The sequence below is a fragment of the Collinsella aerofaciens genome, assembly GCF_039836695.1.
In the GTDB taxonomy this organism is placed as follows: domain Bacteria; phylum Actinomycetota; class Coriobacteriia; order Coriobacteriales; family Coriobacteriaceae; genus Collinsella; species Collinsella aerofaciens_BD.
In genome coordinates this window covers 94,186-111,051 of the sequence record NZ_JBDPAC010000004.1, presented here as the reverse complement: position 1 = coordinate 111,051, position 16,866 = coordinate 94,186, and the positions used below count along the sequence as shown (strand labels likewise).

Annotated in this window: 15 protein-coding genes; 7 read left to right on the top strand and 8 right to left on the bottom strand. The window is 58.8% G+C overall.

The features are described from left to right. Window positions 1-200 precede the first annotated feature (200 nt). Together metA and ABG996_RS03590 are read left to right on the top strand one after the other, a co-directional pair. Window positions 201-1,127, top strand: coding sequence for a homoserine O-acetyltransferase MetA (gene metA / locus ABG996_RS03595; RefSeq protein ID WP_117773265.1), 927 nt, complete (start codon window positions 201-203; stop codon window positions 1,125-1,127). 443 nt (window positions 1,128-1,570) lie between these two features. Then, entirely contained in the window at window positions 1,571-2,533 is a 963-nt protein-coding gene (locus tag ABG996_RS03590) for a hypothetical protein (RefSeq protein ID WP_347478041.1), read from the top strand. A gap of 167 nt (window positions 2,534-2,700) precedes the next feature. Here the strand turns inward: ABG996_RS03590 and ABG996_RS03585 are convergent, their stop codons facing one another. The 4 genes from ABG996_RS03585 to ABG996_RS03575 form a co-directional block, all read right to left on the bottom strand. Next, window positions 2,701-3,297, bottom strand: coding sequence for a 5-formyltetrahydrofolate cyclo-ligase (locus ABG996_RS03585; protein ID WP_347478042.1), 597 nt, complete (start codon window positions 3,295-3,297; stop codon window positions 2,701-2,703). Window positions 3,298-3,437: 140 nt separating this feature from the next. Beyond that, window positions 3,438-3,767: a type II toxin-antitoxin system HicB family antitoxin gene (locus ABG996_RS03580; RefSeq protein ID WP_138113916.1), complete on the bottom strand. Its 330-nt coding sequence runs from the start codon at window positions 3,765-3,767 to the stop codon at window positions 3,438-3,440. Beyond that, window positions 3,760-4,023 carry a type II toxin-antitoxin system HicA family toxin gene (locus ABG996_RS10820; RefSeq protein WP_138113918.1) on the bottom strand — a complete coding sequence of 88 codons (264 nt, stop codon included), beginning with the start codon at window positions 4,021-4,023 and terminating at the stop codon, window positions 3,760-3,762. Before ABG996_RS10820 ends, ABG996_RS03580 begins: the two co-directional genes overlap by 8 nt. A gap of 148 nt (window positions 4,024-4,171) precedes the next feature. Next, a complete protein-coding gene (locus ABG996_RS03575) occupies window positions 4,172-7,198 on the bottom strand; it encodes an insulinase family protein (RefSeq protein WP_347478043.1) in 3,027 nt (1,008 codons plus the stop codon). 562 nt (window positions 7,199-7,760) lie between these two features. Here ABG996_RS03575 and ABG996_RS03570 point away from each other — a divergent pair. Continuing rightward, on the top strand, window positions 7,761-9,227 hold the full coding sequence (locus ABG996_RS03570; protein WP_347478044.1) for an ATP-binding protein: 1,467 nt from the start codon (window positions 7,761-7,763) through the stop codon (window positions 9,225-9,227). A 100-nt stretch (window positions 9,228-9,327) separates the two neighbouring features. Here the strand turns inward: ABG996_RS03570 and ABG996_RS03565 are convergent, their stop codons facing one another. Further along, window positions 9,328-9,819: a hypothetical protein gene (locus ABG996_RS03565; protein ID WP_316365714.1), complete on the bottom strand. Its 492-nt coding sequence runs from the start codon at window positions 9,817-9,819 to the stop codon at window positions 9,328-9,330. A 126-nt stretch (window positions 9,820-9,945) separates the two neighbouring features. Beyond that, on the bottom strand, window positions 9,946-11,208 hold the full coding sequence (gene dcm, locus ABG996_RS03560) for a DNA (cytosine-5-)-methyltransferase (protein ID WP_347478045.1): 1,263 nt from the start codon (window positions 11,206-11,208) through the stop codon (window positions 9,946-9,948). Between the two features lie 149 nt (window positions 11,209-11,357). Here dcm and ABG996_RS03555 point away from each other — a divergent pair, with 149 nt between their 5' ends. Further along, window positions 11,358-12,863 carry a Sau3AI family type II restriction endonuclease gene (locus ABG996_RS03555; protein WP_347478046.1) on the top strand — a complete coding sequence of 502 codons (1,506 nt, stop codon included), beginning with the start codon at window positions 11,358-11,360 and terminating at the stop codon, window positions 12,861-12,863. A 155-nt stretch (window positions 12,864-13,018) separates the two neighbouring features. Here ABG996_RS03555 and ABG996_RS03550 read toward each other — a convergent pair whose 3' ends face one another. Continuing rightward, window positions 13,019-13,717, bottom strand: a complete 699-nt coding sequence (locus ABG996_RS03550) for a DUF5710 domain-containing protein (protein WP_347478047.1) — start codon at window positions 13,715-13,717, stop codon at window positions 13,019-13,021. Between the two features lie 430 nt (window positions 13,718-14,147). Here ABG996_RS03550 and ABG996_RS03545 point away from each other — a divergent pair, with 430 nt between their 5' ends. From ABG996_RS03545 to ABG996_RS03535, 3 genes are all read left to right on the top strand, one after another. After that, on the top strand, window positions 14,148-14,285 hold the full coding sequence (locus ABG996_RS03545) for a helix-turn-helix domain-containing protein (protein ID WP_138113932.1): 138 nt from the start codon (window positions 14,148-14,150) through the stop codon (window positions 14,283-14,285). A 162-nt stretch (window positions 14,286-14,447) separates the two neighbouring features. Further along, window positions 14,448-14,696 (top strand): PriCT-2 domain-containing protein, encoded by a 249-nt coding sequence (locus ABG996_RS03540; protein ID WP_117765514.1) that lies wholly within the window; start codon window positions 14,448-14,450, stop codon window positions 14,694-14,696. Window positions 14,697-14,981: 285 nt separating this feature from the next. After that, a complete protein-coding gene (locus ABG996_RS03535) occupies window positions 14,982-16,058 on the top strand; it encodes a DNA cytosine methyltransferase (RefSeq protein ID WP_347478048.1) in 1,077 nt (358 codons plus the stop codon). On the opposite strand, the gene ABG996_RS03530 is transcribed toward ABG996_RS03535, so the two are convergent. Further along, a complete protein-coding gene (locus ABG996_RS03530) occupies window positions 16,055-16,861 on the bottom strand; it encodes an MAE_28990/MAE_18760 family HEPN-like nuclease (protein ID WP_138113936.1) in 807 nt (268 codons plus the stop codon). The genes ABG996_RS03535 and ABG996_RS03530 overlap by 4 nt on opposite strands. Window positions 16,862-16,866: the final 5 nt, after the last annotated feature.

The following is a 16,866-nucleotide window of genomic DNA, read 5'->3' as shown; positions in this document are numbered from 1 at the left end:
TTCCGGCCGAGTTTTTCGCGTCGAACCATTGTAGCGTCCTGCTACCACTTTGCTAGGCTAAAGCGTCGCAGATTTTTGGGACATGCCTTAATCTCTACTTTTGGAGTGATTTGGCCGCTGACGGCATCGCTGGGCGATGTGCTCGCGCGGATGGGGCCGCTCGTTGTACCATAGCTGCAACTGACTCGTAAGGAGCATCCATGCCCATTCGTATTCCCGACGCCCTTCCTGCCGCTGCGCAGCTCGAGAGCGAGAACATTTTTGTCATGACCGAGTACCGCGCGCTGCACCAGGACATCCGTCCGCTGCGCGTGCTCATCCTCAACCTCATGCCCACCAAGATCGCCACCGAGACGCAGATCATGCGCAAGCTCTCCAACACGCCGCTGCAGGTGGAGGTGGACCTGCTGCGCACCAAGACGCACGAGGCCACGCACGTAAGCGCCGGCCACCTGGAGACGTTCTACCGCACGTTCGACGACATCCGCGACATCCACTATGACGGCCTGATCATCACGGGCGCGCCGGTGGAGCAGATGCCGTTCGAAGAGGTCGACTACTGGCCCGAGCTCTGCCAGATCATGGATTGGTCCACCACGCATGTGCACTCTACGCTGCACATTTGTTGGGGCGCACAGGCCGGCCTGTACCATCATTACGGTATCCAGAAGCACGACCTGCCGGCAAAGGCGAGCGGCGTGTTCGAGCATTATCTGGTGAAGCCGCAAAGCCCGCTGGTCCGCGGCTTCGACGACCGTTTCTATGCCGTGCATTCGCGCAACACCGATGTGCGCCGCGAGGACGTGGAGGCCGAGCCGCAGCTCGAGGTCGTGGCCGTGTCCGACGAGGTGGGCCTGTACATCGTCAAGTCGACCGACAGCCGCCGCTTCTTTGTCTTTGGCCATCCCGAGTACGATACCGACACGCTGCGTCTGGAGTACGAGCGCGACGTGAAGCGCGGGCTCAACCCCCAGGTGCCGGCGCATTACTTCCCAGGTGACGACCCCACCGCCGAGCCGCGCAACGTCTGGCGCAGCCAGGCTCAGCTGCTCTACACCAACTGGCTCAACTACTACGTCTACCAGACCACGCCCTACGACCTAGCCCGCGCCGGCGAGGAGCACTAGGCTACGGCTGCTGCTGTGCCGGCGGCGTGACGAGCGTGGATATCCGGACGGACGAGCGTGGATTTTCGGACATTTACAAATCGAGCGTGGATAATCTCCCACTTTTGGCTTGAAACTAGGCTCAAAACGGGAGATTATCCACGCTCATTTTTTAGGCATGTAGATGCCGATGGCTCGGCTAAGCGACGGTGCGTGCAGAGGCAAAGTCGCATTTGGCGTAGTCTTGAATCTCGACGGGTTTTTCTTTCTGATAATCCGATGGACTAAGGCCTCAAAATGTGGAGACAGGGACCTCTCGACAACCGCCCTACCTGCAGATATAAGACATCAGCCTAAAACGTCCAAAACCGTCAAGCATTTGGTCAGCGCCTGGACGGTATTTGGTCAGACTTCGCATGAAACCGTCTGGTACGTTTGCGCCGTTCCAAGATTTGGGAGGCGACATGGGAAACATGACGGCGAATCAAAGGCTTGCAAGTCACATTAAAGCATGCGAACAGCAGATGAGCTGCGTGTACGCGCGCACGGCGGCGGAGGCAAAGCAGATTGAGCGGCGGGCGGAGGCGGGAAGTCTCGAAGCGGTCATGCCGGGGCTGTATGCGCGTCCGGAATACTGGTCCGAGCTCAAGTTTCGGCAGCGTTATCTGCATCGGGTGCGGGCGCTTGCGCAAAAGCACCCCGACTGGACATTTTGCTCCTATACGGCGGCTGTTATCTATGGCCTTTCGGTTTCGCATGCCAATTTGACGCACATCCATATCGCCGCGATGCCAGCCCAATCGACGACGCCGGGCTCTCAGGTCATTCGTCATCGCTATGCTCGTCAAACACGGGCCACCCAGATGGATATCGCCGTAACCGATATCGATCAAACGATTACGGATTGCTTGGTCGATGCATCGTTTGTCGAGGGACTGATCATCGCGGACTCGGCGCTCCATGAGCAACTTTTGTCGAAGGAGCATCTCGTTGAGACTGTCGACAAGCTTGGTCTGAATCGTCGCGGCGTTGTGACGGCGCGCAGGGTTGCACGATGTGCCGATGGGCTGTCGGAAAGTGGCGGCGAGTCCAAGGCGCGTGCCCTGATGATCGAGCGCGGTTGGCAGACGCCGGAGCTGCAAGTTGAGCTGTTCGACCCGGTTGAGCCGGGACGACCGTATCGCGTCGACTACTTGTGGCGCGTGGGCGACCGGCTGATTATCGGGGAGTTCGACGGATTCGTTAAAAGCGAGAAGGCGGCGGAGGAGGGCAAGCTCGCGAAGGCGCAGTTCGATGAGCGTCAGCGCGAGTCGAGACTTTCGCTGCTTGATAACTGCAAGATTGTGCGCTTGTGCTGGGATGATCTAAGGGATCCGACAAAGCTCGATCGCAAGCTCAAGGTCGCCGGCGTGCCGCGTGCGTGCTGAGGCAGTTGCAGGGCGTTTGGCTGGACAAGCGTGGAAAATCGGACGGCCGAGCGTGGATTTTCGGACGCTTGTTGAATGAGTGTGGATAATCTCCCGTTTTTGGCTCGTAAGGGGGCTCAAAGTGGGAGATTTTCCACGCTCATCTTGCGGGTGCGATACAGCGGCGGCTAGGCGCTGACGATGTTGGGCAGTGGCAGGTCGTGGGCGTCGGTGGGAACGTGGTCGACACGCTGCTCGTCAAAGGCGATGCCGATGATTTGGCATGCGGGCGAGAGCATGGGCAGGTAGCGGTCGTAGCAGCCTCCGCCGTAGCCCAGGCGCGCACCGGTTCGGTCGAAAGCCACGAGCGGCACCACAACCATGTCGAGAGCCTTGGCGGGCACGATGGGGAAGTGGTCGCTGTCGACGTCCGTGGCTGCGAAGGCCCGCGTAGGGTGGGCGATAAACGGGGCCTCGGACGCATTGCCGGCAGAGACTGCCCGCATGCACATGCGCTGGCCACAAGCCATGGCGTCTGTTGCCGAGAGCATGCACGGATAGGCTACGCGCCAGCCCCGCGCGACGGCCGCGGCGGCAAACGCGGCGGGGTCGACCTCGGAACCCATGGCGGCATAGACGGCAACGGTGCGTTGGCCCGTAGTGTCGCTGGACTCCATCAGCTCAACAAGCCGTGCGCATACAACAGCAGACTTCGCTGCCCGAACATCCAGATCAATAGCATCGCGCCGAGCAATCACCGCCCGCCGCAACTCAGCCTTATCCATCCCAGCCTCATCTCCCAAACCTACCAAAAAGGGACAGGTTTATTTTGGCAGGTTTTATCTGGGCAAACGCGACGGACTTACCCAAAACCACCACAAAGGTGCCTGTCCCCTTTGTGGTGGTTTGGCTCTACGCGTAAACGCTATAACGCCGCGGCGATTGCTTCAGCTACAAACTTATTGAGTGACTCGCCCTTTTTAGCGGCTGCCAACGCGGCCTGTTTATGGAGTTCAGAGCCTGTCCTTACATTAAACGAGCCCTTGAAAGCCCGCTCGGGCTCCTTGCCCTTTTCCGCGCAAAACTCAAGATAGTCGTCAACGGCGTCGTGGAAGCACTGCTCCACCTCTTCGACTGTAGAGCCCTCGAACACAATTGCGTCCCTAATGCCTGCGACCATGCCCGTTAATACATGCTGCTCGGCATCGAACTCGACCGGGGCAAAGTAGCCCTTGTAAGCTAAAACGTTACTCATGGCAGCCTCCGACATCCTGTAGAAAACGAACAATGTTTCGAATGGTGCCCGCCGTCAACTCATCAGATGGGTGGGGCGCATGCATCACGAACATCCTGCCGTCCGATGGCCTGTAAAAGCGAATGCGCGATCCGGATGTCTTGCCCTTGCTGTCCATCTCAAAGCCATATGACGTCATAACTTTAAGAAAGTCGGCAAATCTATACGTCGAAGGGCAACTGAGCAGTTGAGCAATAAGTTTATCGACCCGGGTCATCTCGGCCTCACATTCTGCAACTACATTCTAGTTGCAATCTGACGCTGATGCAAGCAACCCTACTATAGAACATATGTACGTATAGAACAAGCGTTCGTACCACCACAAAGGTGCCTGTCCCCTTTGTGGTGGTTTTGCTTAGCTGTGGCTAGGCCAGCAGGTCGACGACGGTAAAGCCGGAGTTGCTCTTGGCGACGACGTCGCGGCCGCCAAAGACGCAGGTGGGCGACGCGGCTGCGATGCGCGTCACGTCGGCGCCGAGCGAGCGCAGCTCAGCGGGTGTGGCCGCGAGCATCTGGGCGCGACGCTCCTCGCGCGCGTGCGGATCGAGCCCAGCCAGGTAGGTCGTATTGCGGCGCTTGGTGAGCGCGTACGGCTTCACGGGCGCGTCCATGCCGCTCACGCAGCTCACGATAAAGCCCTCGAAGGCGGCCTCGTCGGGCTCAAAGCTGCCGAGCCATGCGCCTGCGCGCGCCACGCGCTCAATCGAGGGGTCGACCGCCGGGTCGCGGTAGGTGTAGAACGCAGTCTGGCGCTCGCCGGCCGCGCGGAATCCGCAGCCGTACGCACCGCCCTTCACGCGGATCTCGTTCCACAGGTAGTCGTAGGAGAGCGCGTTGGCGGCAACCGCCCAAGCGCCCGTCACGTCGATGCCCAGGCGACGCGGATCGCACGCGCGCGCCGCAAAGCAGATGTCGCTGGGGATGACGAAAGCCTCGTGACGGTCGCGCGGCGCCGGCACCACGAGCGTGCCGCTGCCAGCACCGTCGCCCGCGCCAAGCCCCAGGTCGCCTGCGGCATCCCAGTACGCATCGAAGTCCTCGTCGCTGCCGGTAAAGCTCGCCATGCAGCCATCGGCCACAAAGATGCGGTCTGCCAGAGCGGCAAGCTTGGCGCGCAAGTCGTCCAGTCGCTCGTCAAAGTGCTCGAGCAGATCGCGCAGGAACAGATAGAAGTCCACGCCCGAAAGCTGCTCGCGTACCACGGCCGAAGGCGAGCTGTAGCTCATCGCGCGACCCAGCGCCGCCGAGTGACCGTTGTTGATAAATCCCTGCTCAAGCCCAATGCGAATCTGCGTGAGCACGTCGCGCACGCGGTCGGCGTCAGCATCGAGCAAAAGCGTGCTCGACCACACCTCGCGCGGCAGGCTCGCCAGCGCGTCGATCTTCTCGGACAGGGCGCCGGCGCTCACCAGCAGGTAGGGGCGCACGCCGTCCACGTCGGGCTGCGTCATGACCTCGGTCGTAAAGCTCAAAAAGCCCAGCTTGCCGGCGAGCAGGTTGTCGAGTTCCTCGGCCGAATGCTCGCGCGTGGGCAGCTGCTTGAGCAGGCGGCAGAGCAGCGTCACGTAGGGCAGGTCCTCAAATGCGACGCAGCTCAGGTCGAAGTACTGCATGGCGTAGGCCAGGCGGTTGGTGGGAATGTCGTGGCGCAGGCAGGGGATGGGCGCAGTCGTGTCCACAACGAGCGGAGGCTCGGGGCGCGCCGCGCCAATGTCGGACACGCGCAGACGCGGTAGCGTGGCCTTGTCCTCGGCCTCCTGCGCGGCACGCAGCGCGGCCGTGCGCTCGACCACGTCCGCCAGCTCGGCATCGGTCATGGCGTCGCGCTTGGCAGCCAGCTCGGCAGCTTCGGCGCCCTCCGCACCCTCGGCAGCGTCTATCGGAACCAGCTCGACCAGAGCCATGTGGTCGTTTTCCAGCACGAGCTCGCGCAGCAGGTCCTCAAAATAGTTGCCGTCCAGCTCGCCACGCAGCTCCTCGTACACCGGGCCGTACTTGAGCGCCAGCGTCGCGGCGTCGTCATCGTAGAGCCAAGTGCTCAACGCGTCGCACGCAATGGCCACGCCGTCGGCGATACCGTAGTCGCGCTGGCGCAGGTCGTATTCGTTGCTGCTGATGATGGCTTCCAGACGCTCGCGCGGAACGCCGTGCTCGCACAGGTCGCGGCAGGCGTCCTGGAACACGCGGCGCAGCTCGCGCGCCACGCCGGGCTGCGCGTTTTGCAGCATGATGAGCTCGTAGGGCTGCAGGCTCTCGGCCGCGGTGTAGCTCACCACGTTGCCGCCCAGACCTGCCGCCAGAATGGCCTTCTTAACCGGCGCTTCGTTGGAGCCCAGCAGCGCCTCGAACAGGATATCCGCCGCGATCGTGCGCTTGCGGTCGAGCGCGCTGCCCAGCACAAGGCCCAGGCCCACCAAGGCGTTTTCGGGCGTGGTGGCCATCTCGATACGCTTGTACTCGCAGGTCACAGGCGCCTGCACGCCCAGCGGATTGGGCGCCAGCGTGGACGGGTCCTCGCCGGCGGCAACGGCAGCGTCCATGCGGCGGCTCGCGGCACTCGGCTGCGACAGATAGCGCTCGTCCAAAAAGGCCAGCGCGCGGTCCACGTCCAGGTCGCCGTAGAGCGTGATGTAGGAGTTGGAAGGATTGTAGTGGCGCGCGTGCGTGTCCAGGAACTGCTCGTAGGTGAGCGCAGGGATTGCGCGCGGGTCGCCGCCGCTCTCGTGCGCATAGGCGGTGTCGGGGTAGAGCGCGGCGTTGACGGCGTCGTCCAGCACACTCATGGGGTCGGACAGCGCACCCTTCATCTCGTTGAACACCACGCCGTTATAGCGCAGCGTGCCCTCGCGCAGGCTCGCGGAGCCGCCGTCGCCCTCGCCCTCGACGCTCTCCGGCAGGTCCAGCTCGTAGTGCCAGCCCTCCTGCTCAAAAATGGTGGGCTTGGTATAGATGGCCGGGTTGAACACCGCGTCCAGGTACACGTCCATCAGGTTGTACAGATCCTGCTCGTTGGTGGTGGCAACGGGGTAGATGGTCTTGTCGGGGTAGGTCATGGCGTTGAGAAACGTCTGCATGGAGCTCTTGATCAGATCGACAAACGGCTCCTTGACGGGGAACTTAGCCGATCCGCACAGCACCGAGTGCTCAAGAATATGGAACACGCCGGTGGAATCGGCCGGCGGCGTCTTAAAGCCAATGGCAAAGGCCTTGTTTTCGTCGTCGCACGCCAGGTACAGCAGGCGAGCGCCCGAGGCAGTGTGTCGCAGCACGTAAGCGTCCGAGTCGAGCTCGGGCACGGTCTCGCGGCGCTCGACGGCAAAGCCGTGGCAGGTAGTGCCGGGCACCAGCAGTGCAGCGGCTGCGGCGCGCGGGTCGGTTGAGGTGGTGGGCATATGCAGTCTCCTTTGACGCCCCAGCGGGGGCGAATCGAGTCGAATCCACGAGAGTATACCCATATGGGGCCGCGACCCTGCGGCGAACTGGAGACGATGCCAGCGGATTGGGTAAAGGCCCCGCGTGCCCGCCGCGCGAGCGTGGAAACTTGGACGCCTATCGAATGAGAGTGGATTTTCGGACGGAATCAGCCTCAAAACGCCCAAATACCGTCCAAATATCCACCCTCATTTCCCGACCGTCCAAAATCCACACTCATCCGCCGCCCGCACATCTCTCATTCGTCACGAATACGAGAGATAACAGAAAGACGAGAGATAAATATGAGAGATAACTGAGCAGCAAAGAGACAAGCAATCATGGTATTATCTCAATACCGATTGTTCTACCAGCAAAAACATGTTTATATGAAACAGATGGCAGACATCTTATCTGTTATCTCTCACTCATTTCTAATATGAGAGATAACAGAAAGATGAGAGATAATTACGAGAGATAACTGAGAGACGAAGGAAATCCATTCGCGGCATTCTTCGCAGAACCGAGCGAAAGGACGTGCAGATGAACGAAAACGAACTGACCGGTCTGCTCGAGTCTTTAAGGCGCATGGGCTCGGACGATCTTAACGTCGAGGTCAAGGAGAGCGCCACAACGCTTTCCCGCGACGTATGGGAAACGGTCAGCGCTTTCGCAAACACCGCCGGCGGCATCATCGTACTCGGAGTGAGTGAGCGCGCGGGTTTTGTCCCAGTTGCAAACTTTGAGACCGAGAAAGTGCTCAACCAATTCGTGGCGGGCATGGGCGATGCCGGCGGTCGAGGAAAGCTGGCCAATCCGCCTAAATACACGATCGAGCGAGTGGAGCTTCAGGACGTCATCGTTCTCGTCATTACGATTGAGGAGCTCGATCCGTCGAGCAAGCCCTGCTATGTCATAGAGCGGGGCGCCCAGGGCGGCAGCTACAAGCGCATCGATGACAAAGATGTGCCGCTTTCATCGACCGAGGTGCTCGCATTGGCGTCATACGGTCGAGCGACTCCGAGCGATCGCGACGCGGTGGCGGGTGCGGGCGCGGACAATCTCGACGAGACGCTGGTCGACCGTACGATAGATCGGGCTTTCTCGTTGACGCCCCGGGCAATGCGCGGCGCGCCGGACAAACAAACGAAGCTGGAGCGCCTAAATATCCTTGATTCCCAGGGCAATGTCACCAAGGCTGGACTCCTAGTTGTGGGCACCTACCCTCAGCAGTTCTATCCCAAGCTCTTCATTGACGTGGCTGTCCATGCGGGAACTCAGAAGGGCATGGCGGGGTCGCTGAGATTCATGGACCGCACAATCTGTGAGGGAACGTTGGGCGAGATGATCTCGGATGCCGTCGCAGCCGTCGCCAAGAATTTGCGGCGAACCTCGACCGTCCAAGGTGTCTCGCGTGTCGACTCGCTTGAGATTCCCGAGGAGGTTCTGCGCGAGGCAATCGCCAACGCCGTAATCCATCGAGAATACGGGGATCGGTTCTGTGGACAATCGATTGCCGTCGACGTCTTTGACGATCGTGTCGAGGTGACGAATCCTGGCGGCCTTTACGGGGGAAAGACTCGCGAGAACTTGTTTGACGGCAGCTCCCGATGCCGTAACGCGACGCTCGTGAAACTCATGTCGATTGTCCCGCTGCCGGATGGCGCAGGTTCGCCGGCTGAGGGCAATGGCTCGGGCATCCCGATGATGATCGATGCCATGCGCGCGCATGGTCTGGCCGAGCCCCTGTTCTGCCCGGGGTTCGATCGGTTCAAGGTCGTACTTTACCGTTCAAAGATCGAGCCGGTCGATCATGGCGGGGGCTTAATTGTGGCGGCACTCAAACACTACGGCGAGCTGGGGACGCGTGAGCTGGCAGAACGCACGGGGCTTACAATTTCCCAGGTTAGGTCGCGCGTCAACGCGCTCATTGCTCAAGGCGAGCTTGAGCCCACGGCGCCGGCGACGAGCCGCAACCGCAAGTATCGACTGTCAGAGCGCGTGGAATAAATGCGTTAGTGGACGAGGCGACCCAATAATCGACCCTCAATTGGCGTCCACTAAGGTAAAGCGGTTGTTGCTCAGTCGACGGTGATGCTAAAGACTCGGCTTACGCCGGCATGGCCCCGAACCCGTCCATCAAGAACAGCCTAAGAACCAGCTTGATGACATTTCCCGGTTTGACTTCTGCCGCGTCAAAGACGTGGCGCTCGGCGAGCTCGCTGCAGTATGCATAGATGTCGCGGATAAGGTCCGCGCCCGAGAGCGTAAACATGTAGCCTGCGTCCGAAAGCGTATTGGGCGCGGCGGGCAATTTGGTCATGCGACAAAAGGTCAACAGGTCGGGCGCCATAGCGTCCTGGTAGCCAAGATGGCTGCCGTCTTCTTGTGCGACGAGTTCCAGCTGGCGTACTCGATTCAGCGCCGCTGCCAGCACAAAGCTCGGTGTGGGAGCATTGACGTCCTCCGTGCTCGCCACGAGTCTGCCTGCTGCCTGCGTGACAAGCCAAGCGACCTCGCGCTGGCAACGCACGGCCTTGCGCGTAACCGGCTTGATGGACGAAGAAGAAACGCTTCCCTTAGGCGGATTCGAAACAGCCACAAGAACCTCCCATGAACGACCCGGCCCAACAAGCCCGGATGAAACACGTGCTACATCAGTATACAGGGAAGTGGGATGGAAAAAACGGAGTCGACAGCGTGAACTGCCGGCTCCTGATTGCTTGCCTTAGAGGCTGTACACTTCGACCATAGCTTCGCCAATGCGATGGGGCACGCCGGTGACGAGTGCGTTGCCCATGCAGAAGGCTCGATGGCCGTCAGTCATGCCCGTATCGGTCCAGCCTTTCGGGAATCCCTGAAGCTGATCGAGCTCGTCGGGAACAAGACGGCGGAAACGGCCATCGGGACATTCGATGACGTGCTTGAAGCGGCTCGCTCCCGTGCCGCCTTCTCCTGTGAGGATGGTGCGGCTCGGCTTGTCGGTGGCATCCGGGAAGCTCATGGCTCCTTCGGAATACGTGTACGTAAAGCCTGTCTTTTTGTTAGTGCGCTCTTCGCGCTTGCTGCCCTTAAGGTAGCGCCAGTCGGGAAGCTTTTCGTCGGAGATGTAGAACTGCTCCGGGACATAAGCCTCGTCGACAAGCACGTCGCCAAGCACGTGGCGCTCACCGTGATAGTCCTCGGCAAAGTCGCAGGTCAGAACATGACAGCCCTGCATGACGCCAGCATTCTTGAATTGAGAGGTCTTTTGGCCGACGCCAAAACGAGTTGAGTTCTCGTAGGGGTCGGGTAAAACATCGAGCTCGGACATCTCGTCGGGATAGATGGCGGGGAAGGCTTTAGCCATGACGCCGTTGTGCATGCGATCAACGAGATCAACCTTGCCAGCGTCCTTTTCGCAGAAGATATAAACACGCTTGCGACGCTGGGGAAAACCATATTCCGCGGAGTTGACCACGCGCCATTCGACCGTGTAATCGAGGTCGGCAAGGCAGCTTAGGATGATGGCGAAGTCGCGACCGCGCTGAGACGCGGGCGACTTGAGCAGACGATCGACATTCTCAAAGAGACCGAAGCGCGGCTTCTTCATCTCGAGGAAGTGGTAGATGTCCCACCAAAGGACACCCTTCTTGCCCTCGATGCCATGTGCCTGGTTAAGCGGGCGAGCGACGGAGTAATCCTGGCAAGGGAAGCCGCCGACAACCATCTGGACGTCGGGGATTTCAACCTCTCCGGCTTCAGCCTGTTCCAGGACTTTATTGATATCTTCGTTGACTACGGAATCCTCGCCAAAGCGGTCCATATAGCAGCGTGCCGCGAACTGACGAGCCTTGGTTCCGGGCGGTTCCCACTGATTGGCCCAAATGGTGCGAAAGGGTCCGGCGGGCTTCATGTAGAAATCTGGATAACGAGGGTCAGCATAGCCTTCGAGGCCCAAACGAAATCCGCCGACGCCAGCAAAAAGCTCGGCGATTTTGACCTCTGACATACTCACTCCCCCAAATCGCTGCAAATGCAAAGATCAAGGGTACAGAAATCGGGTTGCAAATGGAAGATCCCTTAGGGGATCTTCACGGTATAACCCGAATTTACAGTAGCATACGTATTAGATCATGTCTTATTTCGAGAGGATTTGCCATGTCCAAGAAGCACCTCGATTTCAAGCGCATGCTTGACGATACTGATTTTTCTGACCCCTCTAGCATCGAGCGGTATGCTGCCAATCTCGACGGGATGACGTTTCGCGACATTCTGGAGCTTGGCATTGCGCCGGAGGGGGAGAGCGCGCCTAAGGACTTTGGATCCAAGAAGTACAAGGGCGGTATGGGAACCCTGATCGAGGAGCGTTACTTTGGCTACAAGGCCAACAGCGACGACCGGCCGGACTTTCCCGAGGCGGGTGTCGAGCTCAAGGCAACGTGTTTTGACGTACTTAAAGACGGTCGTAAATCTGCCGGTGAACGTCTTGTCTTGACGATGATTCCCTACGACCGTCCCGTTTCGCTCGACTACGACAGCTCGCATCTCAAGACCAAGCTCAGCAATATCCTGCTGATTTATTACGGCCGTGACCGCTCCATCGACAAATACGACCAGCGCATTGAGCGTGCAGTCATGGTTCGTCTGCCCGAAGAGGATATGAAGATCATTCGCGCCGACTACGAGAAAATCATTTCGTACATTCAGGATGGTCGCGCAGACGAGCTGTCGGAGGGCATGACCACCTACTTGGGCGCCTGCACAAAGGGCGCAACCGAAGCGACAATGTGGGTCGACCAGTACTACGAGTACTTCAATACCGATACGGGCGAGATCGAACGCCGTCGCGCGAAGCGTCGCGCCTTTTCTCTCAAACGCTCGTACATGGACTATGTGCTTCACGCCTATGTTCTCGGTGCCCCGCGTATCGGCGAGAGCATCGTTCGAGGCGACGACGAGTCCATTGATTTCGAAAGCTACGTAACTGGACTGATCGAGCAACACTATGGCGAAACTGATCGCCAGATTGCGGAGCAGTACGGCTTGGAATACACAGGAAACAAGGCGCAATGGACGACACTCGTTTATCGCATGCTCGGCATAAAAAACAATGCTGCCGAGGAGTTCGTTAAGGCTGGGATTAACGTCCGCGCTTGTCGCGTTAATAAGAGGGGGCACATCGAGCAAGCAATGTCCTTCCCTCCGTTTGAGTTTAAGCAGCTAATCAATGAGGATTGGGAAACGTCTTCCTTCCGTGCGCGCCTTGAGACCAGTCGTTTCTTCTTTGTCGTGTTCCGTGAGGACCACGAGGGGGAGTGGCGCCTTGACCGCTGCCTATTCTGGGCAATGCCGGCAAACGAAATCGAAGGCCCCGCAAAGGCTTGTTGGGATGAGACACGAAAGGTCATTCGCGAGGGCGTTGAGCTCAATCCGTATCGGGATGCAAGCGGAAAGCTCAAAGTGACCAACAACCTGCCCGGTATGGCAGACAACCCGATCGTTCACGTCCGCCCGCATACCTCAAAAGCTGCGTACAGATTCGCCGACGGAACCGAAATCGGCGATATTGCGAGGAACGCCTACGAGTTGCCCGACGGACGTTGGATGACCAGGCAATCGTTCTGGTTTAACAAGGGCTATTTGGAGCATATTTTGGGACTGTAACAAGACCGTCTTCACATGCTGGTGCGCCCCGGACGCTGTCACGGCTGTGGTATCGATGTCGTGTATGACGATGCGGACACCTAATTGTCTGTCGGGTGCTTCTGCCTTTGGGCGATACCTTGCCGCCAGGAGCGCTCGCCGGTACCTAAGATATCTTACAGGTAGATCCCCTCGCACAGGGGCTTGTGGAACTGGGTGTGGTGGTCGCGTGCCCAGGTAAAAAGTGCCTGGTCAAAGTTGCCCTGTCTGGCGTGGATGCCAAAGACGCCGGCGACTTCCACGCGCACGAACTCCAGCGCGGGCAGCTTGTTGATAGCCGTGAGCGCAAACGGCGACATGGGCTCCTCGAACAGGTAATGGCTGCCTTGCAGCGCGCCACAGGCGGTGCAGGTGCTGGCGAGCGATACGGTTTTGGTGGTGCGCGACGTTACGGGCTTGTAGCCGCAGCGCTCGCGCAGGTAGTCGCGGATCTCGGCCGGCACGCAGCCCAGCGCGGGAACGATGGCTATGGCGTTGGCGCGGGCGGTGTCGATCGCGATGTGGCCCGCGTCGTCCATGGCGGGCGCAGCGCCGGGCGCGGCCTTGCTGCCCGAGTCCTCGGCCAACCGATACGGAATGCCAAAGGCCGCGACCGTCGTCTGCTCGTGGCACTTCCAACATTCGCGCTTGCCAAGCACCAGATAGATGTAGGGCGCGCTGGGGTCGGAACGATCCACGCCGGGCAGCCACGCGGCAAAGGGCTCGGGGTTGACGCCATCGGGCACGTACCAGATCTTCTTGACCCGGTCCCACTTGGCGCCCAGGGCCTTGGCCTGGTCTTTGTGCGAAAAGGGAACATCGAGCTCGGTGCGCATGGCGGCTCCTTTGTGCGGCTTGCGGTGCATGTGCTCCAAGGATACCCCAGCGGCGGACGTCCGATGCATGCCGACGGAATTGCTGATGTTCTTGCTGTTGGCCGCGGCTGTTTGCGAACGCGACGGTGCCGTTGGGGCATTGCTATAAGTCAGCAAATGAGCAATTTGGCCGTCCAAGCAGTCGCAAAGCAAAATGGAAGTCCCGCGCCGTCAAGCAGTTTTGCCACTGCTGCACTACATAACCACAGTTAAACGCGGCAATTCGCTCTTGTACAGTCTTAACCGTGATCACACGTCATTAGTAGCTCAGAGGTTAGGGCGGTGACTGAATGGCTCGGTACAAAGGCGAGAATAGGGCATGGGAAGGAGCCGCTCGGCTGCTCGCAAATCCGGCGCGCGGACGTGAAGGTGTGCGAGACCCCCTAAGCACGTGGCCGAGATTGGCGGGTGGAGCCTGCGCCAAGTCCAGAAGTGGTGCGCGGACGGGACGCTCCCCGCGATGATGATCGGCGGCACCTGGGCGATCAGCGGGCAGAAAATCTGCGACATGCTCGGCATTGAGGACTAGCGATGCCTATGGAAGCATTCAAGGAAAATGACACCGGTGGCCGTATACTTGGCGGCGGGGCCACCGGCGGCGAGTGGACAGGCCGGGGGCCTGTCGTGGCTGCATCTTACAGCTCGGTCACGGGGAGCGCCGCCTCGCAGCTCGATTGCGGGGTGAGCCAGCATGAACGATAAGGAGAAGGCCGACTTGGCGTTCCTCTCTATGGAGCCGCCCAAGAACTACGAGACTTGGAAGAACATCGGCATCAGCTACGAGGCCGCTGGAGGCGACCACGACACGTTCCTTAGCTGGTGCTCCCACGACCCCGAGAAGTACGACGAGGCCGTTACCCGCAAGCTCTTCGAGCATGTGGACGAGGGCGGTAGGATCACGGCGGGCACGCTCTTCTGGCATGCGGCGAACGCAGGCTGAAAGAGCACGGGCGACCATACAAGCGGAGCGCTTTGCACGGCCTCCGGCGGCCAGGACCTCTCCGGATTGCCGTACTTGGAGCAGGCGATCAAGCAAATCGAGGCCAAGGCGTTTTACCTGCACTTCTGCTGTTTACGGGAAGCAAACAGCCGTTCGGTGACGTTTTCAAGCTCAGGTCTCCAATCCCTCTGATTGCTGCTAATCTATAAAGTTAGCGAGTTGAATTCTTTTCGAGTTTGTGACGCTCGCATACGGTCATTCTAGGACGCCGAAGGGGTGATTGCGATGAGCGTTGATAGTTCCACGGAGGATAAGGCTCAGAGCGCCTCCATTGGTGCTGTGGATTTGTTTTGCGGGGTCGGGGGCCTGACCTACGGTTTACGCACCGCTGGCATCGATGTGGTGGCTGGGTTTGACCTCGATTCCTCTTGCCAGTACGCCTACGATGCGAACAACGGCAAGGACAAGTTCATCTGCAAGAACATCGCCGAGGTCACCGGGGAGGAAGTCAAGGAGCTCCTGAAGGACTTTGACATCAAAGTCTTGGTAGGGTGCGCTCCTTGCCAGCCCTTCTCGAAGCACCGCAAGGACAAGAAGCATCGCGAGAAGCACAAGGACTGGGGGTTGCTTGCGCAGTTTGGGAGGCTTGTACGTGAAGTGCAGCCAGATTACGTGTCCATGGAGAACGTGCCCGAGCTCGAGAAGGAGAGCATCTTCTCTGGTTTCTTGAACACGCTTAAGGAGTCCGGATACTCGGTGGAATACAGCGTCGTAAAGGCTGAGGAGTACGGTGTGCCCCAGCATCGGCGGCGATTGATTCTGCTAGCTTCTAGAAATGGGTCCATCAGCTTGATTGACCCTACGAATGATAACGCTCATACTGTTACGGTTCGGCAGGCAATAGGTGCGCTGCCTGCCGTGAGCGCTGGCGGCTCTTGCAGGGGGGACTCTCTGCAAACGGCGTCGGCGCTATCAGAACTAAACTTGAAGCGCATTAAGGCTTCGACGCCTAATGGCACGTGGCGAGATTGGCCTGAGGATCTGAGGCTTGATTGTCATAAAAAGGCTGCTGGCCAAACGTACCCTGCGGTCTACGGGAGGATGGCTTGGGACGAGACGTCCCCAACTATAACTACGCAGTTCTATATGTACGGTACGGGCCGGTTTGGGCATCCAGAGCAAAATCGAGCCCTAACCTTGCGTGAGGGTGCCGTCTTGCAGAGCTTCCCGCAGGATTACAAGTTCATTAGGCCTGGCGAGAAGATCAGCAAGAAAGCTGTGGCACGGCATATTGGAAACGCCGTGCCACCAAAGCTCGGCGAAGCGGTTGGCAAAAGCATAATTGCCGCTTGCGTACACTAGCCCTCTTCTGATTCGGTCATACCGCGCCGATATTCACCGGCGTTGAGGTAGGTCGAAACATCCTTGCGGAGCTGCATCAAAAATGAGTCAACATGATTGACTAGCTCCGCAAGCTCCGATGTTGTCACCTGATTGCTTGCTTCTGCAAACGAAATTGATCCATGAGCTAGGTCATTCCGTCGATTCTTGATGTCTTTAAGCTCGCTCTTAATCTCATCCCTCTTGCAGTTCGCTATATCATCATGAATCGATATTCCGTGGTCATCAAAGAGCTTGAGGATTTTGTCTGCATCTAGATTTCCACCGGCGATGGTGTTCCGAACGCTGAATTGAAGTACGTTATTTTTAACAGCATGATCAAGCAACCTCTTGCTTATGGACTCGGCAGTACTATTGCTGGCTTTTGGGTCGCTCAACCCGTTATACATTTGGGTATGGTGCCAAATCGATTGAAGCTTTTCGGAAACCTCAGCGTAGCCGCAACCCTCGTCCTTTACTCTGTCGTAAATCGCCTGCATGAGATTAGTGACTGAGTACTCAATGATGTTGTAGATCATAAGCTTGACGTTGGAGCGGATGACACTGGAAACGAGGGTCACATCTGGTGTCGATGAGGGCAGGCCACTGGGATTTGCCTTTTCAGCGATTTCGTACGCTCCTCGCATTACAGCATTGTAGCGCACGCCCTCTGCACCTTGGTCAAGCGAATCGAGCAGGGTCGCGAGCGTAATCATGCTCTTGGTCTCACCAAGGCGGTCGTTGTAGACCTCTTCGTACCCCAAGTTAAAGTCATTGGAATCCATAAGGT